A 21573-nucleotide genomic window follows, 5' to 3' on the forward strand; every position below is an offset into this window, starting at 1 on the left:
TCACGTATTTCTTGACTAATATTGGCGATAAATAGAATAAAAACTTTATTTTTGCCGAATATATTCAGTTTAAGAGAAAGCACCGATGAAAGAAAGGCTTATAGGATTCCTCAAGACATATCTCTTGTTTGTTTGCATCTTTGCATTGCAGAAACCGTTTTTTATGCTCTTTTACCGCCCGTTGTACGAAGGCGTTTCGTGGACGGAGTGGTTTAGTGTGATGTGGCATGGATTGCCGTTGGACTTATCGCTTGCAGGCTATCTGACTGCCATTCCGGGGTTGCTTTTTATCTGTTCCGCATGGGCGGTTCCCAATCTTCTCCGCCGTATATGGTGCGGCTACTTTATCTTTGTTTCCGTTTTGCTTTCCATCATATTTACCGTCGATATCGGATTGTATGAATATTGGGGATTCCGTTTGGACGCTACTCCTTTGTTCTATTTCTTTTCTTCACCGAAAGATGCGGTGGCAAGTGTCAGCTTTTGGATGGTAATCGGTGGTATTGTTGCCATGGTTGCCTATGCGTCGGTGTTGTATGGAGTATTCTATTTTGTCTTGTTGCAGAAAGGTGCGTTCAGACGTATGAAGATACCTTATCAGCGTTTGAAGGTTTCAGGTGTTTTGTTGCTGATGACCGGGTTGTTGTTCATCCCGATTCGCGGAGGATTTACGGTATCCACCATGAATACGGGGAAAGTGTATTTCAGTACGAACCAGCGTTTGAATCATGCCGCCATTAACCCGGCTTTCAGCCTTATGGAATCTCTCTCCAAGCAGAAGGATTTTGGAAAACAGTATCGTTTTATGGAAGCGGATGCGGCAGACCGCATTTTTTCCGGTTTGGTGGATCCCGCTGTTTTGAAGAACGACACTCTTCTGACCGATTCCTTACGGCAAGTTCCGGATTCTCTGCATTCATTGTTTACGACACAGCGTCCCGATGTGCTCTTTGTTATTATGGAGAGTTTCTCTTCGCACCTGATGGCTACGTTGGGAGGAGAGCCGGATGTGGCTGTGAACTTGGACAGTCTGGCGCAAGAAGGGGTGCTCTTTACCAATTTTTATGCCAACAGTTTCCGCACAGACCGGGGATTGGTAGCCATTTTGAGCGGTTATCCGGCACAACCCACCACCAGTATAATGAAATATCCTCGTAAGACGCAGTCCATCCCTGCCATTGCGGGCAGCTTGAGGAATGCAGGTTATAGAACCAAATACTACTATGGCGGCGATGCGGACTTTACCAATATGCGTTCTTACCTGATGTCATCCGGATTTGAAGATATTGTAGCCGATCAGGATTTTCCGGTATCGGAGCGTTTAAGTAAGTGGGGAGTGCACGATCATCTTGTGTTCCGTCGTTTATTGGATGACTTGAGAGCGGAAGCGGCAGACAGCAGTTTGGCGGGGAAAGATGCACCGCACTTTCGCGTGCTGCAAACTTCCAGCAGCCACGAGCCTTTTGAGGTTCCTTACAGCCGCTTGGAGAACGAACGCCTGAATGCTTTCGCGTATACGGATAGTTGCATCGGTGACTTTGTAAGACAATTCCGTGAGTTGCCGCAATGGAAAAATACGGCTGTTGTGTTTGTGCCCGACCATCTGGGGGCCTATCCCGAGCATATCAGTAATCTTGAAATAGACAGATACCGGGTTCCGTTGCTGATAGTGGGAGGAGCAGTGCGTGAGCCGAGACGTGTTGATGTTTACGGTTCGCAACAGGATATTGCCGCTACCTTGTTGGCGCAACTGTCCTTGCCTCATGGTAAATTTACGTTCAGCAAAGATATGCTGAATCCTGATTCTCCGCATTTTGCTTTCTTTACCGCACACGACGCTTTCGGTCTTGTGACGCCGGACAATCAGCTGATATTTAATAATGAATCAAATGCAATAGCTGTGGATGAAGGCTCGAAGAAAGGGCAGAACCTCTCTTTGGGACAGGCTTATTTGCAGAAATTGTATGACGATATAGCCAAAAGATAGAATGATATTAGCTGATGTTTTATCAGGGTTGGTGGAAATGGATACCGACCTGTTGCTTGCCATCAACGGATGGCGTGCCGAATGGGCGGATCTGTTTATGTATGCCTTTAGTGGAAAATGGATTTGGATACCTTTATATGCGTCTATTCTCTATGTGATAGCCCGTAATTTGCATTGGAAAGTAGCCATAGGTTGCGCCGTAGCCATTGCGCTGACAATCATTTTTGCCGACCAGATAGGAGCGACCCTCATCCGTCCGTGGGTGTGCCGTCTGCGTCCTGCCAATCCGGAGAACCCCATTTCTGAGTTCGTACATATAGTAAATGGGTATCGGGGCGGACGATACGGCTTTCCTTCCTGTCATGCCGCCAATACATTCGGACTTGCTTTCTTTTTGTTCTATCTGTTCCGCAATCGTGCTTTGAACTGGTTTATTATGGTATGGGCGCTGCTGACGTGTTATTCCCGTTCTTATTTGGGAGTGCATTATCCCGGAGACTTATTGGCGGGCGCTTTTATCGGTTTTGTCGGTGCGTCTCTTTGTTACCGGCTTTTCTGCGGGGTGTGCAAGTATCGGCGGAGAGAAAATTATACGCATATTTATCTCCCGATTTGGGTGGGAGGCATTACTACGATAAACATCTTCCTTTATAGTTTGTTATCTTCTTAACAGATCTATAAAACAGATATTTATGATGAGTTTAGGAAGCTGGATGAACAACATCCTGATAGAATGGGGCGTAGAACCGAAATTTGCAAATATGTTTGACGAGACAATTATTGCCGTATTGATGATAGGTGTGTCAGTAGGGTTGGATTATCTGTGTCAGGCTATATTCGTGGGAGGGATGAGGCACTATACAAAGCGCGCTCCTCACCAGTGGAATACATTGTTGATGAAGCGTAAGGTGGTCCATCATCTTATCCATATCCTGCCCGGTATATTGATTTACTTCTTGTTGCCTCTGGCTTTTGTGCGGGGAAAAGAAATCCTGGAATTTTCGCAGAAGATATGTGCGGTGTATATCATCACCGCAATACTGCTTACTATCAACGGCTTGCTACTGGTGATGCTGGATGTGTACAATGCAAGGGACAAGCAAAAGAACCGTCCGATGAAAGGCTTTGTACAGGTTCTTCAGGTATTGTTGTTCTTTATCGGGGGAATTGTTATTATTGCTGTGCTGATAAATAAATCTCCAATGACCTTGTTTGCGGGTTTGGGTGCATCGGCAGCCGTGTTGATGTTGGTATTTAAAGACAGTATTCTTGGATTTGTGGCGGGGGTACAGCTTTCTGCCAATGATATGTTGCGTATTGGAGACTGGATAGCTTTGCCCAATAACACCGCCAATGGAACCGTGGAGGAAATCACTCTGAATACGGTGAAAATACGCAATTGGGACAATACAATCTCTACTGTACCGCCTTATACATTGGTGAATAATTCTTTCCAGAACTGGCGCGGAATGCAAGAGAGTGGAGGCCGGCGTGTGAATAAGAATATTTATTTGGACATGACTACTTTGAAGTTTTGCACTCCCGATATGTTGGATGCCATTCGTAAGGACATTCCTTTGATGGCGGACTATCAGCCGGCAGAGGGAGAAGTGCCCACTAATGCCCAGCTTTATCGTATTTATATTGAGCGTTATCTGTGCAGCCTTCCGGTTGTAAATCAGGATTTAGATTTAATTATCAGTCAAAAGGAGCCCACGACCTACGGGGTTCCCATTCAGGTTTATTTCTTTTCGCGCAATAAGGTATGGAAGGAGTACGAACGTATTCAGTCCGATATATTCGATCACTTGTTGGTAATGGTCGGTAAGTTTGACTTAAAGCTTTACCAATATTCCGATTAATATAGTAGCTTGAACTCTGCCCATACGGGAAGGTGGTCGCTGTATCCCGCCTGATATTTCATACCGTAATAGGTGCGGAAAGGCTGACTGCCTCCATATTTCTTGTCTTCGGACAACAGAAAGGGTGCGAGGAACACATCGGCTTTATCTTCTGCTGTGTATAGCGGGGAATCCGGTTTCAGCAAGTTTCCCGAAAGGATAATATGGTCGAGTAGCCCCCATTCCCCTTGGTATTTGTAACTTCCGAAGCACTTGTCGGCGGTACTTTTCCTCGCTAAAAGATGATAAAGGGTTTGGGAATCTAATGCATCTGTTTCCGTAGGCGGAACTCCGGCTTTTAATATCTTTTGTACGGACTTGTTGACGGGGTAGTCATTAAAGTCTCCCATAATGATAATTTGCGGACGGGTACGGGCTCTGCACAAGCTATCTGCCACATTCTTTAATCTTTGTGCTGCCGAAAGGCGGTAAGGCTCGGATGCCTTTGCCCCTCCGGAACGGGACGGGAAGTGAGTTATAAGTACATCTAAAGTGTCGTGGCTCAAAAGCAAGCCGCTGACATGGAGAATGTCGCGTGTGGGACGGCTTCTTTCATGAGGTTTTGTTACCGGATAACTTTGAGCGGACAACAATTTGAAAAGACCTCTTTGATACAGCAGTGCCACATCAATTCCCCGTTCGTCGGGAGAATGCGTAATGACATAGCGGTAATCGGCTTCCCGCAGAGCGGAATAGCGGGTAAGGTCGCGCAATACGCTGTCATTTTCTACTTCGCAGAGGGCTACCAATGCAGGTGGTGTCCATCTGCCTACGGCAATAATGACGCGTGCAATGGCATCTAATTTCTTTTTGTATTTGGTATAGTTCCAGTGCCGGACGGCGCCAGCCAGAAATTCATAATCGTTTTTCAGTGTGTCATGGCGGCAGTCGAACAGGTTCTCTACGTTGTAGCTCATGATACGGAAGGTGAGGGTATCTTTTTTGACCTGCCCGTACAACAAAGAGAATGGTAGGAAAGCAAGAAGTATAAAGACTGGTATGGAAACAAAAAGAAGCGGAGCATTTCTTCTTTTGCTCCGCATCTCTTCTTTATGTTTCCGTATTTGTATGTCCATTAATTCTTGGCAGGGATATGTTTCAATATATCCAGCAGATGGTCCCAGAATTTCTGTACGGTGGGAATGAGCATCCGTTCATCGGGAGAGTGTACTCCTTGCAGGGTAGGCCCGAAAGAAATCATATCCAATGAGGGGTATTTATCGAGAAATAACCCGCATTCCAGTCCGGCATGGATAGCCTTTATTTGGGCATCTACACCGAACAGGCGTTTGTATGATTCCGCTGCAACTTCCAGTATCTCAGAGTGCGGATTGGGTTTCCAACCCGGATAACCGTCGCCGAAAGAAACGCTTGCCCCTGCCATTTCGAATACGGTACGTACCATAGTGGCGATGTCCTGTTTGGAGGACTCGGTAGAACTGCGTTGGCTTGTTTCTATGCGGATTATATTACCCGGTTTCATCTTTACGGATGCAAGATTGGTGGAAGTTTCTACCAAGCCCGGAATATCCTGACTCATGGCGTATACTCCATGTGGAGCAGCATAAAGGGCCTGCAGCAAATGTTCGGTCGTATCTTTATCAATGGCCTTAGTGCGGGGATTCTCCGATTCGAGAACAAACTGCAAATCAGGGTCCGCTACGGCATACTCTGCCTCGGCTTGGGCTGCAAATACATTTAAATCGGTGCGCAGGGCGTGCTTGTCGGCTTCGGGGATGGCTATAACGGCGTGTGCTTCGCGTGCAATAGCATTACGCAGGTTGCCGCCGTCTATTTCGCAGAGATACATATCGTACTTCTTGAAAGTCTGGCTTAGAAAGCGGTTCAGCAACTTGTTGGCATTGCCTCGTCCCAAATGAATATCGCCGCCGGAGTGCCCGCCCTTCAGACCTTTCACCTGTACTTTGCAGAAGAAATATCCGGCAGGCACATCCACCTCCTTATAGGTAAACTCGGCAACAGAGTCTATGCCGCCTGCACAGCCGATAAAAAGTTCGCCCTCGTCTTCGGAGTCGAGGTTCAGGAGAATATCACCGCTCATAAAACCTTCCTGCAAAGCAAAAGCACCCGTCAGTCCGGTTTCTTCGTCTACGGTGAACAGACATTCTACAGGACCATGTTCAATGCTGTCATCGGCAAGGATAGCCAGTTCGGTTGCTACACCGATACCGTTATCCGCCCCCAGCGTTGTGCCTTTGGCTTTCAGCCATTCTCCGTCTATCTCGGTTTCGATAGGGTCGGTGAGGAAATCATGTTTTACATCGTTGTTCTTCTCGCATACCATGTCCACATGCGACTGAAGCACAACTGTTTTTCGATTTTCCATACCCGGAGTGGCAAGCTTCTTTATCAGTACGTTTCCGGCTTCATCCACTTTCGTTTCCAACTTATGTTTTTCTCCGAATGCTTTTAAGAAAGCAATAATCTTTTCTTCCTTTTTGGAAGGACGCGGTACTTGGCAGATTTCCTCAAAATAGCGAAATACGCCGGCCGGTTTCAAGTCTTTTTTTTCCATATCTTATAGTTTATAACAGACAGGATACACTTGATATGTATTCTAATCTTCTGTTTTTGAAATTCAATTCTTATACAAATTAACCTCTTATTGCTAAAGATGGTTAAATTGATTGGCTATTTTATTTCCCTTTCTCTTTTTTTAGAGTAAAAAAGGATGCTTAGTCCAACCAAAGCCCTATATTTGCACCCACAAAACAGAGTAAGCTAAGAGTGAAAACAAAATTCAAACGCTTTTTGCTGAGTGGTATTCTGTTTTTATGCAACAAAATTAATGGAAATGCTTGGTACATTATTGATAACTTTGTTAATAGTTGCTATTTGCATTGTTTTATTGGGCGTAAAGGTCTTTTTTGTGAAAGGCGGCAGGTTTCCTAACGGACACGTCAGCGGCAATAAAGCAATGCGGGATAGAGGAATCGGGTGTGTACAGTCGCAAGACAGGGAGGCACAAAAGAAAAGCCGTTTCTCTATTGATGACTTGGAGAAAACCTTAAACGATAGTATGAACTAAATAAACTAAAAACAATATTTTTACAAATTATGAAGAGATTAAACTACCTCGTAAACGGTTTGGCAGCTCTTGCACTAATCGTTTTATTTTCTCAATGCGCTGGTAAAGCCGATAATCAGACAGCAAATGCTTCAACACAAGCAGCCGGATTATCCGGAATGAAAATTGCTTATGTAGAAATAGATACGCTTTTGGCAAAATATAACTATTGTGTTGACTTGAACGAGGCAATGGTGAAGAAAAGCGAAAATGTACGTTTGACTTTGAACCAGAAGGCTAAAGACCTTGACCGTCAGAAACAAGAGTTCCAAACTAAAGTTCAGAACAATGCATATCTGACACAGGAGCGCGCTCAACAGGAATACAACCGTATTGCTAAATTGGAACAAGACCTGCAGAATTTGGGTAACAAGCTACAGTCTGAGTTGATGAGTGAGAACGAAAAGAACAGTTTGCAGTTGCGTGACTCTATTAACGCTTTCCTGAAGGAATACAACAAGACAAAAGGTTACAGTATGATTATCAGCAACACCGGCTTTGACAATCTGTTGTATGCTGACAGCATTTATAACATTACACGTGAAATCTTGGACGGTTTGAATGCAAGATACTCTTCTCCTGCAAAGAAATAAGTAGGGCGAGTAATTGCAGAATATTTAGTTAACTTGTTTGTATATAATGAGTTAATAAGATACACCATACTAAGTTAACATCATAAGAAAAGGAAGTTAATATCATGCAAGGCATGAAGTTAACTTCCTTTTTGATGTTCAGTGGCGACTGTTTATTTCACTTGAATAATGTCGTAATTCAAATCGCTGACAGCCTCTTGCAGACTATCGTTTACCAGTCTTAAAGTAGTGTCATTGATAACAACGAAGTATACGGGAGAGTCACCGTCGTTGGGAGTCAGCTTATAGGCCGTTTTCTTATTGTTGTTAACGTCCTTTTGGATAACCTGACGTTTTCCTGTGGAAGTGAAGGATTTATTTTTTCCTTGTCCTTCTGCATCCAGATAAGTCGTAACTAAGGTATAACCGCTTTCGCCGTCGGGACCTATGCTGTCTACACTCAATACGTACTGAATGCCCGGACCGTCGGCTGCAGGGAGTATACCTTCATAAACGGCTACTGCAGAAGAATCGTTGCCTACAACAGTCATGACACCCTCATCCATAGTGTCGTTGTTCTGATTTCCTTTTGATTGGCAGGATACCAATGCAGCGGCAATTGCTGCAATCATCATTACTTTTTTCATTGCTTTAATGGTTTAAATTAATATTAAGAGACGCCAACGGCGTTTATTCTTCGTCTTCTCGTTTTATAACGAGCAATTTATCTACTCTTCCACGATCCATATCTACAATTTCAAACTCCAAGTTTTTGTAACTGAAAATATCACCGGCTTTTGGAACCCGCCCGATAAGGAACATGGCAAGTCCGCTTAATGTTGTGAAATCCTCTTCTTTCAAGTCGTCATAGCTCAGTATGCCCATTGCTTCCATAAAGTCGCCTATATTCATGGAAGCTTCTACCAACATGGAGCCGTCTGTTCGGGTCACTATCTCTTCTTCTTCCGTTTCGTTCTCTTCCAAAATGTCCCCGAAGATACTTTCCGTTAAATCGTGCAAGGTAATAATGCCTTCTGTATTTCCATACTCGTCTACAACAACTCCGAACTTGTTTTTGTTCTTCTTGAAGAGCTCTAAAACTTTCTTGGCATATAAACTTTCAGGAATAAACAGGGGTGGACGGGCGATGTTACGCAGGTTGAACGGTTGTTCGCCGCCCAACATCAAGATAATGTCTTTTACGGAAACCACTCCTATGATTTCATCCTTACCGCTTTCCACCAACAAATATTTGCTGAAATGTTCTTCATGAATAATCCGTAACACCTCTTCTTGTGTGTCGGTGGGATGCAGTACTATTACATCGCGTCGATGTGTCATCAGGTCATTGGCTCTTTTGTCCGAGAAACGGAAAACATCACGCAGCATTTCTGTTTCATCCTTGTCGATAACACCTTGTTCGGAACTTTGATGCAGAATCATTTTCAATTCTTCTTGGGTCATTTGCCGTTCTTCTCCTTCTTTCATGCCGATGAGCTTGTTTGTCAGTTTGGTAGAAGCGCTGAGGAGACATACAAACGGATAGGATACCTTAGTGAGCACAATCATAAAGGGACTGAGCAGGGTAGCATAACGTTCCGGGTTGTTTAATGCTATTGATTTGGGAACCAGTTCTCCGATAATGAGTGACAAGTAGGTAATAACGGCTACGGTAGTAATCATTGCAAGGTCTTTGGCATATAATTCCAGACCGGGAATCATTGCAAACAGCGGAACTACGTCGTCGGCTATGGCTACACCGCCGTAAGCACCGGATATAATGCCAATCAGTGTAATACCGATTTGGATGGTGGAGAGAAACTTTTCCGGTTCTTCCAATTGTTTCAGAACGCCTTTCGCACTTTTATTACCTTTTCCTACGAGGGTTTCTAAGCGTGCTTTGCTTGAAGATACTAATGCGATTTCATACATGGCAAAGATGCCATTCAAGATAAGTAAAAATAGAATAATAATGAATTCCATGTTTGGATTACAAATTGTTTGTGCACAAAGGTAATGTTTTTCAAATATTTATTGTTAATATTGCTGTCTCTTAAGAAGATTAAACAAATTAACATGAAAAGCAGACATTTTCTATTCGTATTCTTGCTGCAAGTGGTGGCTATTGGTGTGCAGGCCGCACGTGTAGATACAGTGTTCGTAAAAAGTCCCTCGATGGACAAGGACGTAAAGGTGGTTTATATCCTTCCGGATAGGGCTGTTGCAAAGAAGCCTCAGGCTTGTCCGGCTGTGTATTTGTTGCATGGTTATGGAGGCAATGCAGGTACATGGATTGGGATAAGACCGGAGTTATCTCAAATAGCTGATGAGAAAGGCATTATCTTTGTATGCCCTGACGGGAAAAACAGTTGGTACTGGGATAGCCCCAAGAACTCTTCCTATCGTTATGAAACCTTTATTTCTTCGGAACTGGTGAACTATACGGATACGCACTATGCCACGGTTCCGGAGAAACGGGGACGTGCCATTACCGGTTTGAGTATGGGCGGACATGGAGCATTGTGGAATGCTATCCGTCATAAAGACGTGTTCGGAGCGGCAGGAAGTACAAGCGGCGGAGTGGACATTCGCCCGTTCCCCAATAATTGGGAGATGAAGAAACAGCTGGGTGAACTTACTGCAAACGAGGAGATTTGGAATAGCCATACAGTTATTAATCAAGTTGATAAACTAAAGAATGGTGACTTGGCTCTGATTATTGATTGCGGCGAAAGCGATTTCTTCCTTGAAGTAAACAAGGAATTGCACAAACGTTTATTGGCATACAAAATAGACCACGATTTCATCACTCGCCCGGGCGGGCATACAGGGACTTATTGGAATAACTCCATAGACTACCAGATATTGTTCTTCAGTAAGTACTTCAATAAGTAAATGTTGAGAATTAATTTATATCAAGATAGTATAAACTAATTATGCACATTTACTTAAATAATTATTCGATAACATAGTTTACGGTACGGATATAATTCGTACCGTAACTGTTTATTACCTCTTTGCAGGAAGTTATAATGTTTCGTTTATCGAAAGAGTAGGTATACTTTGTGACTTCTTTACTCGCTGTGTTCCCGTCAGGAATAACCTGGTCTATTAAGATGCCGAAAGGCTCTCCCAGCAATTTCCCATATAAAGCGGCAGAGTGCAGTGAAAGCGGATATAAACCTTCAAAAAACACGCAAGGAACTTCCGATTGGTTGGCTATTCCATTATTTGACGGAGTGGTGGCTGTATAGGCCTGTTCGTAAGTATCTACTTTTTGTGTAACACGCAGTGCTTGGTAATTACTGTAATCCATGTCGATAAAGGCGTATACTTTACCATTCACACTTTCGGTTATATTCTCTAAATAGTGTTTACCTTCCGGGCTGATGAAGTAAGAAAAAGTATAAGTGCGGATTGTACTTACCTCTTGGCGTGTGCATTGGGTGGCATATCCTTTATCATTAAGAAGATAGGTGGATACATTGCCGGAGTCGTCTGTCACTACGGCTTCGTGTTCGTTATAGGCTACCGATGTCGTATTTTCTATTTTCATTTGTTCACCCTGAACGGTATAACTTTGTACGGTGGTGAAGTCGGTCAGTTGCCCTTGGGCATATGAGTAGGTTTGGGTAGTGGTTACCGTAGGTACTCCTGCCTCATAGGGGCTGTTCTCCGATAACTGGATTTTAGAAAAAGGTATGGGCAGACGCTTCCCGTTGTTGGCGGGAGTGTCGTTATCTTCACAAGCTGTTATTACTGTGAGTGCAACTAATAATGTAAAGATAAGTTTCTTCATTGCTTCCATTATTTAATAATCAATCCCTTGCGAACATTCTTTTGAGTGGTGAAACTCTTAACGACAATTGCATTTGTTTGGGATTTCGGAATTTCAATAACGCCTGCAATAACTCCTATTGCGGTATTGAGCAATATTTCATTAAAATCGCCTAAGGGAAGATAGTATTGTAGGTAAGATGCTTCGTTGATAGGGATATCGGGTTTGAACCCCGCACTGTAATCGGCTTCACCTTTCGAGTTAAAAACCTCGCATACTACCGGACGTAATGCCCAAGGATACTTGGGGTTGATATAGTTTTCAGTAGCTACATATTCTCCTTTGGTTGTTTGTCCGATAAGGACTACCGTCATATAGGGCTTCAGGCAGTTGATAAGCATCTCCGCAGCGCCGGCGGTAGTGCTACCGGTGATGATATAAACTTTGGATAGATTAAGATTGGTTCCTCCCTGCAGAAGTTGGGAATCCAGTATCAAATCACGGTTCTTGGCACTTTGTTTGTCATTGTATTGCAAGAAAGCGAAAGGGCTTTCCAGCTTATCGGCGGGTACAAGTATGTCCGCAAGGAGTTGTACGCACTCCATCTCTCCACCGGGATTGTAGCGGAGGTCGAGTATAAAATTATTGACATCAGCTTGCCTGCACTTTTGTGAAAAGGCACGTAATTCGTTGTTGTATTTCTCCTTGTTTTCCGCAGTGCCGGCACTGAAAGAGTTGTATGCCAGATAGGCTATTTTGTGGTCGGTACCTTCGAGCTGCACAAACTTTGTTGTATAAATGGCAGGTTCTGTTACACTACGGACACCCGGCAATGTGATATCCCCGATTTCCTGTATCACTCCTACACTTTTATCTTCTTCCGTTTCTTCTTTATCTCCGGTTTCCTTGTCTTCGCCACCTTCCTCCTTGACCATCACATACTTTCCGACACGCAGCGTCCGTACACCGCCATCTGTAAGCCGTTCTTCCGTATTCTTGGTAATGGAGTCGCCGTCTATGAGCATAATCCAGTTGCCGCGTTGCAGCCCGGCTTCCTCTGCCGGAGAATTCTTGGCTACGTAAGAGACAAGTGCATTGTAAGTAGTGTCGCTGGTAGCCACCTTATATAAAGTATAGTCGAAACCATAACTTGGCAGGGGAGCATCTATGATAGAGTCCACGGTAGAGAAACCTTTATCATTTCCCGACAAGATACTTTTCAGGAAATCCTCCGGTTCTTGAAAATAGTTCAGGTTCTTGGAAGGAGGAATATCTTCATACCACAGATAAACTTCCCGCATCAGGCTGTCCATCCACAGATCGCGTCCCGTCAACGGATAGTATTCCTTCCAGCGATTCTCTCCGCAGGAGAACAGGCTTGTCAGCGTAAGGAATCCCAGTAGGGGGAAAAGTAACAACTTCCTTCTCTTCATCAGTCTCTATATCATTTGGTTTTCGCCCACAAAAATAGCGAATAGTTCTTTTATCTACCACAAATATGGTATAAAATTCCCTATCATGTGTCATAGGTCGCTTGGTTATATCCCTCTATCTTTGCAACATTCAAGTGAGGAAAATCCTATTCACCTAAAATACAAATGATAATGGAAACAAAGAAATTACATTTTGAGACGCTACAACTCCATGTAGGACAGGAACAGCCGGACCCGGCGACAGATGCACGTGCCGTGCCTATCTATCAGACTACTTCGTACGTGTTCCGTAACTCGGCCCATGCTGCCGCCCGCTTTGGTCTACAAGATTCGGGCAATATCTATGGCCGATTGACAAACTCCACACAAGGAGTATTTGAGCAACGTGTTGCAGCCCTTGAGGGCGGTGTCGCGGGACTGGCAGTTGCTTCCGGTGCTGCGGCTGTGACTTATGCTTTTGAAAATATTACGTGTGCGGGCGACCACATCGTAGCTGCCAAGACAATATATGGCGGAACGTATAATTTGCTGGCACATACATTGCCCGCTTACGGTGTTAAGACTACTTTCGTAGATCCGAACGATTTATCCAATTTTGAGAAAGCTATTCAGGAAAATACAAAAGCTGTATTTTTGGAGACATTGGGCAATCCTAACTCGAATATCATCGATATTGATGCAGTTGCCGAAATCGCTCACCGCCATAAAATACCTTTGATTATCGACAACACTTTCGGTACCCCCTATTTGGTTCGCCCTATCGAACACGGGGCTGATATTGTGGTACATTCCGCTACGAAGTTCATTGGCGGACATGGTACTTCTTTGGGTGGTGTCATTGTAGATAGCGGTAAGTTCGATTGGGTGGCTTCCGGTAAATTTCCGCAACTGACAGAACCCGATTCCAGTTATCATGGCGTACGTTTTGTTGATGCGGCAGGGGCAGCTGCGTATGTTGCCCGTATTCGTGCGGTGTTGTTGCGTGATACGGGTGCAGCTATCAGCCCGTTCAATGCGTTTATTCTTTTGCAAGGCCTGGAAACTCTCTCTTTGCGTGTGGAACGCCATGTGGAGAATGCGCTGAGAGTTGTGGAATTCCTGAAGAAGCATCCTAAAGTGGCAGCCGTGAATCATCCGTCTTTACCGAATCATCCAGACCATGCGTTGTACCGGAAGTATTTCCCAAAAGGAGCAGGTTCTATCTTTACCTTCGAGGTAAAGGGTGGAGAGAAAGAGGCTCAGGCATTTATAGACAGCTTACAGATATTCTCATTATTGGCCAATGTGGCAGATGTAAAGTCACTTGTCATACATCCGGCTACTACCACCCACTCACAATTAAACAAACAGGAACTGGCTGAGCAAGGCATCAAGCCGGGAACAATACGTCTTTCCATTGGAACGGAGCACATAGACGACTTGTTGGATGATTTGTCGCAGGCATTGGGGAAAATTTAGATATATTATAAATATGAATATTGCCGTTCTATTATCCGGGGGTGTAGACAGCTCCGTTGCTGTACATCTCCTTTGTGAGCAAGGCCATCGTCCTTCATTGTTTTACATAAAAATAGGGAAGGATGATACCGACTATATGGACTGTTCGGCAGAGGAAGATTTGGAAATGGCTTCCGCTGTTGCCCATCGTTACGGACTTTCGCTGGAAGTGGTAGATTTACATCGGGAATATTGGGATAATGTGGCCGCTTATGCCATTGAGAAGGTACGCCGCGGGTTCACTCCGAACCCGGATGTGATGTGTAACAAGCTCATAAAATTCGGTTGCTTTGAGCAACAGGTCGGCAAGAATTTTGATTTTACGGCAACCGGGCACTATGCCACTACCGTTATGCTGAATGGAAAAACTTGGCTGGGCACTGCCCTCGACCCGGTGAAGGACCAGACAGACTTTCTTGCACAGATAGACTATTTGCAAGTTTCCAAACTGATGTTTCCATTGGGTGGACTGATGAAACAGGAAGTGCGTGACATCGCTTTGAAAGCTAAGTTATCCAGTGCTCGCAGACGGGACAGCCAAGGCATCTGTTTCTTGGGAAAGATTAATTATAACGACTTTGTCCGCCGGTTTCTGGGCGAAAAAGAAGGTAGGGTTGTTGAATTGGAAACGGGAAAGGTACTGGGGGTACATCACGGCTACTGGTTTCATACTATCGGTCAACGTAAGGGGTTGGGATTGAGTGGAGGTCCTTGGTTCGTGGTTTGTAAAGATACGGATGAGAATGTGATTTATGTATCGCGCGGATATGATACGGAACTGCAATACGGGCATGAGTTCAGTATGCAGGATTTTCATTTTATTACGGAAAACCCATGGAAAGGCATCAAGGGGGAAATTCCGATTACGTTTAAGATACGCCACACACCCGAATTTATCAAGGGTAGGCTGGCGCAGGATGAGGTCGGTTATCATGTCGTTTCCGAAGAGAAGTTACAAGGCATAGCTCCGGGGCAATTCGGCGTTATATATGATGAGGCTTCCGGATTGTGTATCGGAAGCGGAGAAATCAGATATAGTATTCCACCAAATCTACAATGCCCGCTTTCATAGCATACTTGGTAGCTTCGTGGGCATTGTTTACACTCAGTTTCCTGAAAATGTTTTTTCGATGGCTGTTCACGGTATGAAAACTGAGGTTTCTTTCGGCTGCAATCTCTTTGGTAGTTTTTCCTAATGCAATCTCTTTCAGGATACTCCGTTCTGCAGGTGTCAGTAAGGCATCTTGCACGGAGTGGGGAGTAGGAGGCCGATTGTCTCTTGCCAGTAGCAGGTTGCTGACATGATTGCATATGAAACGCTCTTTGCGCGAGGCGCATTGCAGGGCGGTGAGTATCTCTTCCTTGGAGTTGTCCTTCAACACTACCCCGAAGGCCATGCTGCTGAATAGTACTTGTCGTAGAAAGCCGACACTCAATTCGTCAGAGAACAGTAGCCAGTCGGCTTCCTTGAAGCGTTCGTGCAATACAATCAACTCGTCGGAGCCGGTGAAGTCAAACAATGTATAGTCCAGTATTACCACCGCTCCGGGATGCAATCGCAACTGTTGTATCAGTTCCGCTTTATTATCGGCTTCCAGTAGCAGGGCAGTGTCTTTTTGTTGGCTCAACAGAAACATCATCCCTGCTTTGGTTATGTCTTGATTGTCTGCGATGATAAATTCTCTCATGATGAATAGATATAAAAAAACTCCGCTGCAAATGTACACTTTTTAAGTGATTTGCAGCGGGGTTGAGAATATATATATTGTAATGGGTTTACCAAGAACGTCCTTTAAAGATATTCGACTGGTTTAACGGCAGCAAGCTGCCGCTTAAAGTCATGGTGTTGGAGTTGAAGTTCGGGCTGATGGTAACGGTTGCATTGTTACCGCCGTTAGTCAGCGTAAGGAATATCTGGGCGGAGATGCCAATACCTTGAATGCTGAAATTGCAATTTATGTTACCGCGCTTGTCGGTGGTTGTTTGTATATCCGATACAGTTCCGTCTACGGTTACTCCGCCAATACCGTTGGGACCGGGATAAACAGTGTTGAAAGCTACTTGTACAGTACCGCGTCCCTGATTCACCAATACAAAGTTGGTATTGGATGTAACAAAGGCGGTTTGTCCGTTGCGGAACATCACCTGATTGGCTTCCAATACAAACTTCTGTGCTTTCAGTGCTGCTACGGCTTCATCATAAGAGACGGCATCGGCTGCCTGCTGTTCCGCTTTCAGGCGGGCGCGTTCTGCGTCTCTTTGGGCTTTACGATCCGCACGGCGTTGTGCGTTACTCTCTTGTGCATACACGGTAGTGGTTACCATGCTTACCAAAACTAATGCTGCTAATGCAATAAACTTTTTCATACTTAATTTTTGTTTAGGTTTAAATTATATTGTTCGTTATAAGTTTATTGCAAGAACAATGCCTAATCGGGATTGTTCACCGTTTTTTTAATTATTTTATATCCGAGAGCTGCAACGAGTATGCTCATCAGAGGACTGATGAGGTTGAAAAAGCAGTAAGGAAGGTAGGTCAACGTAGATACGCTCAGGATGGTAGCTTGTGTCATTCCGCATGTGTTCCATGGGATGAGAACAGAGGTTACGGTGACGGCATCTTCTGTGGTACGGCTCAGTAGCCGGTTTTCGTATCCTTTCTTCTCATAGATATTGCTGAACATATTGCCGGTAAGAATAATGCTGATATACTGGTCTGCTGTGGCAAAGTTGAGGAATATACCCGAACCGACGGTGGATGCCACTACGCTGACAGTGTTTTTCATGAACCGAACAAAGACGGAAGTAATGCTTCCCAGCATACCGCTTGCTGTCATTGCACCACCAAAGCACATGGCGCAAAGGATTAGCCATATCGTGTTCATCATTCCCGACATACCTCTTGTGGCAATCAGTTCTGTGAGCATATCATTGTCACTTTGCAGTTCGGTACTGCCATATAAGCTCATCATTATTCCCTTAAATAGGCCATTATTACCGGAGATCTCATGTAGTAGTTCGGGCTGGAATATGATGGCAAAGGCGGCAGCCAATAAGGTGGATAAAAACAGGGTAATGATAGAGGGTATCTTGCGTGCAATCAGTATGCCCGTAACTACCGGCACAGCCAGCAACCAAGGTGTGATGTGAAATTTGGCATCCAGTGATGCTGCAAACTCGGCTATTTGTTCTGTATCGCCGGTTTCGTAGGTGAATCCCATAACTGTAAATATAATAAGGGTGATGATGAGTGACGGAATGGTGGTAATCATCATATAGCGGATATGCCGGAACAGCGGAGTGTCGGTGACCGATGCGGCAAGAACCGTAGTGTCTGACAGCGGTGAAACTTTATCACCGAAATAAGCCCCTGAAATAATGGCGCCTGCAATCCAGCCTTCTTCAAAACCTTGCGCCTTGCCTATGCCCAAAAGGGCGATTCCTATGGTTGCAATAGTAGTCCACGAACTTCCTGTCATAATTGATACCAATGCACAGATGATACAGGTGGAAGCGAGGAAAAAATCAGGGTGTATAATTTGCATTCCGTAGTAAATGAGGGTAGGAACTACACCGCTAATCATCCATGCACCACTCAGTGCACCGATAATCAGTAATATGATAATGGCGGAAGATACGCCTGCTATATTATTGGTGATGGCAATTTCATAATCTTTCCAAGGAATCCGGTAGAACGTTATTCCTATAAATATGCAAACCGCAGTAGTAGTAAGCAAAGATACTTGGCTGCCACCACTTAGCGCATCACTTCCAAAGGTGCGGATAGTGGCAAACAGCATTCCTACTAAAATTACGATAGGGAGAAGGGATACGATAGGGGAGGGTATTTTCTTTATTGGACTCATGCGAAACGTTACTATAAATATAATGCGACAAAAGTATAACAAAGCTGCCGAATTTCTTTTCTTTTTCCTGTTCTGCAAATAAATATTATTAATTCTTTGCGTTTACTTGGATTTTTGATAGTATATTTGAATTTCTATTGATGCTTTTGAATAATATAAGACTTATGAAAAAGAAATCCCTTTCCACCGATAAGAAAGTCGTTACTTTCGGTGAAGTTATGCTGCGACTTACTACTCCCGGATTCCGCCGCTTTTCGCAGACCAATGAATTTATTGCTACGTATGGTGGCAGCGAGGCCAATGTGGCAGTATCTTTGGCACACTTCGGTATTCCTACGGAGTTTGTCACCCGTTTGCCCGATAATGCAGTGGCCCGTGCATGTATTGCTTCACTCCGTTCCTGCGGACTGAGAACGGACGGTATCGTATTCGGTGGCAAACGTTTGGGATTGTACTATTTGGAATGTGGTGCTGCGTTCCGCAACTCCAATGTGGTGTACGATCGTGAGGGCTCATCTTTTGCCACACTCCGTCCGGGTATGATTGATTGGGAAGCCATATTTGCCGATGCAGGCTGGTTTCACTGGTCGGGCATTGCCGCCGCCCTTTCGCAAGAGGGTGCTGACGCCTGCCGCGAAGCGCTTGAAATAGCCGACCGTATGGGACTTACCATTTCCTGCGACCTGAATTTCCGCAAGAAACTTTGGAACTATGGACGTACGGCTGCCGAAGTGATGCGACCGCTGGTGCAATACAGCGATGTGATTTTTGGTGCGGAACCGGAGTATCGGGAGATTCTTGGCATAAATCCTGTAGGTTTCAAGGCTGTAGATGCTGCCGATACTTCTTTTGAGTCGGATTTACCTTCTTTCGAGGCTTTTGGACAAGAAGTAGCCGGGCTTGTTCCCCGTTGCCGGAAAGTATTCTTGGAATTGCGTAATTCTGTCACGTCCAATCATAATTTGCTTGCTGCCGTGCTTTATTCCGACGGTGCTCTGAGGCACGCCGGTATTTATGACATTGAGCATGAAATAGACCGCGTGGGGGCGGGTGATGCTTTTGTCGGTGGTATGATATATGGTTTAATCACTTATCCGCACGATGATCAAAAAGCATTGGAATATGCCCTTGCCGCTTCTGCATTGAAGAACACTGTTTATGGAGACTTCAATCTTATAACGGTGGATGAAGTGGAAAGCCTGATGAATGGAAATACATCAGGACGGGTGTCAAGATAAATAGGGGAGACATCAATAAACAACAGCCCCCTTCACCTTTAACTCTCTTGTCTTAAGGAGTTGCAGAGCGGTGAAGGAGGTTGTTGGTGTTTTTCAATAGTAGTTTATATCTCTACTACGGTTTCCATTGTTTCCGGTTGGACTTCTGCCGTCAAATTACGATAGATAACAGCGCTACATCCGAGTGACGCCACGGTGTAGACAATGCTGATAAGGAACAGAAGGAACATTGCGAAACCACCGTCTGCAATGGCAAATATAATAGATAAGAGGATATAGAAAGCCAAGCCTAACAGGAATGATATACCGAATATAGTCCATTTATAGCCATAAGTAGCTTTGTTGCTCTGAATCATAGCTTCGCCCGGAGCTACACCTTTATCAAGCAAGATATAGATTGCAAGTGACCATCCTATGGATATGATGATTCCCGGTACAATCATGAAAAAGAGAGCGGGGATGATGGCAAGATACATCAATCCTATTAATGTGAAATATTCACCCATGAATTTGCGGTATTTTCCGTCAAAAATGAAAAGGGGAGAAATTACTTTTCCTTTACTCAACTCAATGGGAATGGTTGTCATGGCGATAGTAGTCCCGACATTTAAATAAGGAATCCAGATTGTAAGCAGCCAAAGAATTGTGGCCCCCAGCATAGATGCTGCATTCTTAATACCTAAACTGATACCTTCGGAGATAACTCCTGTCACTGTGATTTTCTTTTGTGTGTCCATGGTTAGATGAATTTTGATGAATATTTATTAAATTATACCTGTTTTGACAAAAATATAACTTTTATGGGGAAAATCAAAACATATTGAAATTTCTTTTATGTAAAAAACAAGAATGTATCGTTTCTAAAAAGGATGTTATTCCTTTATTTCTCTTTGTAGTAAATGGTAATCAGGAGAGAGAGTATGGTGAGCACCGTACCTATGCCGGACACACCGGCCCATCTCCATACGTGCCAACAACTGCCTGCAAGGAAAGTGCCTAATGAGCCGCCTATGAAATAGGTTGTCATGAAAATGGTGTTTACCCGGTTGGATGCCGGAGGACAAATATCGAAAATGCTGGCTTGATTACTAAGCTGAATACACTGCATGCCAATGTCAATTAATATGACTCCAGCAATGATACCGGCATATGTGTTTCCACAGAAATAGAGTGAGGCCCATGCCAAGAGGATTAGTCCGCAGCCTATGAAATTAAAGTTGCGTATTCCTACTGTCTTTACATATTTCCCAACGAAAGATGCAGTTAATGCACCCGCTATTCCGCATACTCCCAGGATTCCGATAACGTCGCTATTGGCGTAGAAGGGGGCTTCACCCATTTTGAAAGCAAGGCATGACCACATGGCTAAGAAAGAACCGAATGCGATACCCGCCCGCATGGAGTAGATGCGTAGGGTGGGATAATCTTTGATAAGGGAAAAGAGGGATTTCATCAGGCTGCTGTATTTTCCTCGGAAAGTGGGACGTATGTCCGGCAGGGCTTTCAGGACAACAATGGAGCATAACAGCATCATACCTGCCGCGATGAAATACATTTCACGCCACCCTAATACTTCGCCAACAAAACCACTGATGACGCGTGAGGAGAGTATACCGGTCAGCAGACCGGATATGACAATGCCTACGTTGCGTCCTTTATTTTCCGGTTGGGAGAATTGTGAAGCTATCGGCACAAAGATTTGCGGTATCATAGAGCATACTCCTGTTATGAACGAAGCTCCCCATATAATATAAATATTGGGTGCTACAGCTATGGCTATGAGTGAGAATATCAGTAAGATGAAGTTTGTCAGAATAATCTTTTTCCGTTGGTAAAGGTCGCCTAACGGCACTATGAACAGTAGTCCCAAAGCATACCCTATTTGCGTAATCATTGCAATAAGATTTGTTTGGAACTCGGAGACGCCCAGCTCGTGACGTATCACGTTTAGCAGTGGCTGGTTGTAGTACAAATTTGCTACAGAAATACCGGCTACGATAGCAAGTGTCCAAAGTATATGAGTCGGTAATCCACCGTTTTCTTTTAATTCTGCTTTCATGCGGCAAAGATAGGAAAAAGAGAGAAAATTAATATCATTCTGTTTTTTTATGGACTGGAACGTCAACTTTATCATGTTTGATACATCTAAATTTGTTCTGTTTTATGGTATAATATTGTGTACTTATAAAAAAAAAATAGAAAAAGCTTGTTTA

Annotated in this window: 20 protein-coding genes; 9 read left to right on the top strand and 11 right to left on the bottom strand. The window is 44.2% G+C overall.

Annotated elements, in window-relative coordinates; translation table 11 throughout:
* The first annotated feature begins 85 nt into the window (after positions 1 to 85).
* From KG118_RS05930 to KG118_RS05940, 3 genes are read left to right on the top strand one after another with little or no spacing between them, the layout of a single operon-like run.
* Positions 86 to 1987 (top strand): LTA synthase family protein, encoded by a 1902-nt coding sequence (locus tag KG118_RS05930; protein WP_117711344.1) that lies wholly within the window; start codon positions 86 to 88, stop codon positions 1985 to 1987.
* Between the two features lies 1 nt (position 1988).
* On the top strand, positions 1989 to 2657 hold the full coding sequence (locus KG118_RS05935; protein ID WP_117711345.1) for a phosphatase PAP2 family protein: 669 nt from the start codon (positions 1989 to 1991) through the stop codon (positions 2655 to 2657).
* A gap of 22 nt (positions 2658 to 2679) precedes the next feature.
* Positions 2680 to 3849 carry a mechanosensitive ion channel family protein gene (locus tag KG118_RS05940; RefSeq protein ID WP_117711346.1) on the top strand — a complete coding sequence of 390 codons (1170 nt, stop codon included), beginning with the start codon at positions 2680 to 2682 and terminating at the stop codon, positions 3847 to 3849.
* Here the strand turns inward: KG118_RS05940 and KG118_RS05945 are convergent.
* Together KG118_RS05945 and KG118_RS05950 are read right to left on the bottom strand one after the other, a co-directional pair.
* Entirely contained in the window at positions 3846 to 4931 is a 1086-nt protein-coding gene (locus KG118_RS05945) for an endonuclease/exonuclease/phosphatase family protein (protein WP_369834617.1), read from the bottom strand. The genes KG118_RS05940 and KG118_RS05945 overlap by 4 nt on opposite strands.
* 32 nt (positions 4932 to 4963) lie before the next feature.
* Positions 4964 to 6424, bottom strand: coding sequence for an aminoacyl-histidine dipeptidase (locus tag KG118_RS05950; protein WP_117711348.1), 1461 nt, complete (start codon positions 6422 to 6424; stop codon positions 4964 to 4966).
* Between the two features lie 279 nt (positions 6425 to 6703).
* On the opposite strand from KG118_RS05950, the gene KG118_RS05955 reads away from it, so the two are divergent.
* Positions 6704 to 6937, top strand: coding sequence for a hypothetical protein (locus KG118_RS05955; RefSeq protein WP_117711466.1), 234 nt, complete (start codon positions 6704 to 6706; stop codon positions 6935 to 6937).
* 29 nt (positions 6938 to 6966) lie between these two features.
* Positions 6967 to 7569, top strand: coding sequence for an OmpH family outer membrane protein (locus tag KG118_RS05960; protein WP_117711349.1), 603 nt, complete (start codon positions 6967 to 6969; stop codon positions 7567 to 7569).
* A 152-nt stretch (positions 7570 to 7721) separates the two neighbouring features.
* On the opposite strand, the gene KG118_RS05965 is transcribed toward KG118_RS05960, so the two are convergent.
* Both KG118_RS05965 and KG118_RS05970 read right to left on the bottom strand, forming a co-directional pair.
* Positions 7722 to 8195, bottom strand: a complete 474-nt coding sequence (locus KG118_RS05965) for a copper resistance protein NlpE N-terminal domain-containing protein (protein WP_117711350.1) — start codon at positions 8193 to 8195, stop codon at positions 7722 to 7724.
* 43 nt (positions 8196 to 8238) lie between these two features.
* A complete protein-coding gene (locus tag KG118_RS05970) occupies positions 8239 to 9531 on the bottom strand; it encodes a hemolysin family protein (protein WP_117711351.1) in 1293 nt (430 codons plus the stop codon).
* Between the two features lie 93 nt (positions 9532 to 9624).
* Here KG118_RS05970 and KG118_RS05975 point away from each other — a divergent pair, with 93 nt between their 5' ends.
* Complete coding sequence (locus tag KG118_RS05975) at positions 9625 to 10443, top strand: alpha/beta hydrolase (RefSeq protein ID WP_117711467.1); 819 nt, start codon at positions 9625 to 9627, stop codon at positions 10441 to 10443.
* A gap of 61 nt (positions 10444 to 10504) precedes the next feature.
* Here the strand turns inward: KG118_RS05975 and KG118_RS05980 are convergent, their stop codons facing one another.
* Complete coding sequence (locus KG118_RS05980; protein WP_117711468.1) at positions 10505 to 11347, bottom strand: DUF4595 domain-containing protein; 843 nt, start codon at positions 11345 to 11347, stop codon at positions 10505 to 10507.
* Between the two features lie 8 nt (positions 11348 to 11355).
* Positions 11356 to 12759 (bottom strand): S41 family peptidase, encoded by a 1404-nt coding sequence (locus tag KG118_RS05985; protein ID WP_117711352.1) that lies wholly within the window; start codon positions 12757 to 12759, stop codon positions 11356 to 11358.
* A gap of 171 nt (positions 12760 to 12930) precedes the next feature.
* Here KG118_RS05985 and KG118_RS05990 point away from each other — a divergent pair, with 171 nt between their 5' ends.
* Positions 12931 to 14217, top strand: a complete 1287-nt coding sequence (locus KG118_RS05990; protein WP_117711353.1) for an O-acetylhomoserine aminocarboxypropyltransferase/cysteine synthase family protein — start codon at positions 12931 to 12933, stop codon at positions 14215 to 14217.
* Between the two features lie 13 nt (positions 14218 to 14230).
* Positions 14231 to 15328, top strand: coding sequence for a tRNA 2-thiouridine(34) synthase MnmA (gene mnmA, locus KG118_RS05995; protein ID WP_117711354.1), 1098 nt, complete (start codon positions 14231 to 14233; stop codon positions 15326 to 15328).
* Here the strand turns inward: mnmA and KG118_RS06000 are convergent.
* From KG118_RS06000 to nhaC, 3 genes are all read right to left on the bottom strand, one after another.
* The gene (locus KG118_RS06000; RefSeq protein ID WP_117711355.1) at positions 15285 to 15944 is read right to left on the bottom strand and encodes a LuxR C-terminal-related transcriptional regulator; all 660 of its coding nucleotides are present in this window, start codon (positions 15942 to 15944) and stop codon (positions 15285 to 15287) included. The two genes, mnmA and KG118_RS06000, sit on opposite strands and share 44 nt — an antisense overlap.
* 88 nt (positions 15945 to 16032) lie before the next feature.
* Positions 16033 to 16623: a DUF4251 domain-containing protein gene (locus tag KG118_RS06005; protein ID WP_117711356.1), complete on the bottom strand. Its 591-nt coding sequence runs from the start codon at positions 16621 to 16623 to the stop codon at positions 16033 to 16035.
* Positions 16624 to 16685: 62 nt separating this feature from the next.
* The gene (nhaC, locus tag KG118_RS06010; protein WP_117711469.1) at positions 16686 to 18113 is read right to left on the bottom strand and encodes a Na+/H+ antiporter NhaC; all 1428 of its coding nucleotides are present in this window, start codon (positions 18111 to 18113) and stop codon (positions 16686 to 16688) included.
* Between the two features lie 173 nt (positions 18114 to 18286).
* Between nhaC and KG118_RS06015 the strand changes: the two genes are divergently transcribed.
* Positions 18287 to 19360 carry a sugar kinase gene (locus tag KG118_RS06015; RefSeq protein ID WP_117711470.1) on the top strand — a complete coding sequence of 358 codons (1074 nt, stop codon included), beginning with the start codon at positions 18287 to 18289 and terminating at the stop codon, positions 19358 to 19360.
* 104 nt (positions 19361 to 19464) lie between these two features.
* Here the strand turns inward: KG118_RS06015 and KG118_RS06020 are convergent, their stop codons facing one another.
* Both KG118_RS06020 and KG118_RS06025 read right to left on the bottom strand, forming a co-directional pair.
* Positions 19465 to 20097 carry a hypothetical protein gene (locus tag KG118_RS06020; protein WP_117711357.1) on the bottom strand — a complete coding sequence of 211 codons (633 nt, stop codon included), beginning with the start codon at positions 20095 to 20097 and terminating at the stop codon, positions 19465 to 19467.
* Between the two features lie 143 nt (positions 20098 to 20240).
* Complete coding sequence (locus KG118_RS06025) at positions 20241 to 21419, bottom strand: MFS transporter (RefSeq protein WP_117711358.1); 1179 nt, start codon at positions 21417 to 21419, stop codon at positions 20241 to 20243.
* Between the last annotated feature and the right edge of the window lie 154 nt (positions 21420 to 21573).

The organism is Bacteroides propionicigenes (assembly GCF_018390535.1).
Lineage (GTDB): Bacteria > Bacteroidota > Bacteroidia > Bacteroidales > Bacteroidaceae > Bacteroides > Bacteroides propionicigenes.

What these genes read in the sequence shown, in the direction of transcription:
- KG118_RS06020 (WP_117711357.1), bottom strand. Translation starts at nt 20,097, where the DNA reads ATGGACACACAAAAGAAAATCACAGTGACAGGAGTTATCTCCGAAGGT.
- KG118_RS05940 (WP_117711346.1), top strand. Translation starts at nt 2,680, where the DNA reads ATGATGAGTTTAGGAAGCTGGATGAACAACATCCTGATAGAATGGGGC.
- KG118_RS06000 (WP_117711355.1), bottom strand. Translation starts at nt 15,944, where the DNA reads ATGAGAGAATTTATCATCGCAGACAATCAAGACATAACCAAAGCAGGG.
- KG118_RS05965 (WP_117711350.1), bottom strand. Translation starts at nt 8,195, where the DNA reads ATGAAAAAAGTAATGATGATTGCAGCAATTGCCGCTGCATTGGTATCC.
- mnmA (WP_117711354.1), top strand. Translation starts at nt 14,231, where the DNA reads ATGAATATTGCCGTTCTATTATCCGGGGGTGTAGACAGCTCCGTTGCT.
- KG118_RS06025 (WP_117711358.1), bottom strand. Translation starts at nt 21,419, where the DNA reads ATGAAAGCAGAATTAAAAGAAAACGGTGGATTACCGACTCATATACTT.
- KG118_RS05970 (WP_117711351.1), bottom strand. Translation starts at nt 9,531, where the DNA reads ATGGAATTCATTATTATTCTATTTTTACTTATCTTGAATGGCATCTTT.
- KG118_RS05945 (WP_369834617.1), bottom strand. Translation starts at nt 4,931, where the DNA reads ATGCGGAGCAAAAGAAGAAATGCTCCGCTTCTTTTTGTTTCCATACCA.
- KG118_RS05990 (WP_117711353.1), top strand. Translation starts at nt 12,931, where the DNA reads ATGGAAACAAAGAAATTACATTTTGAGACGCTACAACTCCATGTAGGA.
- KG118_RS06015 (WP_117711470.1), top strand. Translation starts at nt 18,287, where the DNA reads ATGAAAAAGAAATCCCTTTCCACCGATAAGAAAGTCGTTACTTTCGGT.
- KG118_RS05955 (WP_117711466.1), top strand. Translation starts at nt 6,704, where the DNA reads ATGCTTGGTACATTATTGATAACTTTGTTAATAGTTGCTATTTGCATT.
- KG118_RS06005 (WP_117711356.1), bottom strand. Translation starts at nt 16,623, where the DNA reads ATGAAAAAGTTTATTGCATTAGCAGCATTAGTTTTGGTAAGCATGGTA.
- KG118_RS05980 (WP_117711468.1), bottom strand. Translation starts at nt 11,347, where the DNA reads ATGAAGAAACTTATCTTTACATTATTAGTTGCACTCACAGTAATAACA.
- KG118_RS05960 (WP_117711349.1), top strand. Translation starts at nt 6,967, where the DNA reads ATGAAGAGATTAAACTACCTCGTAAACGGTTTGGCAGCTCTTGCACTA.
- KG118_RS05930 (WP_117711344.1), top strand. Translation starts at nt 86, where the DNA reads ATGAAAGAAAGGCTTATAGGATTCCTCAAGACATATCTCTTGTTTGTT.
- KG118_RS05975 (WP_117711467.1), top strand. Translation starts at nt 9,625, where the DNA reads ATGAAAAGCAGACATTTTCTATTCGTATTCTTGCTGCAAGTGGTGGCT.
- KG118_RS05950 (WP_117711348.1), bottom strand. Translation starts at nt 6,424, where the DNA reads ATGGAAAAAAAAGACTTGAAACCGGCCGGCGTATTTCGCTATTTTGAG.
- KG118_RS05935 (WP_117711345.1), top strand. Translation starts at nt 1,989, where the DNA reads ATGATATTAGCTGATGTTTTATCAGGGTTGGTGGAAATGGATACCGAC.
- KG118_RS05985 (WP_117711352.1), bottom strand. Translation starts at nt 12,759, where the DNA reads ATGAAGAGAAGGAAGTTGTTACTTTTCCCCCTACTGGGATTCCTTACG.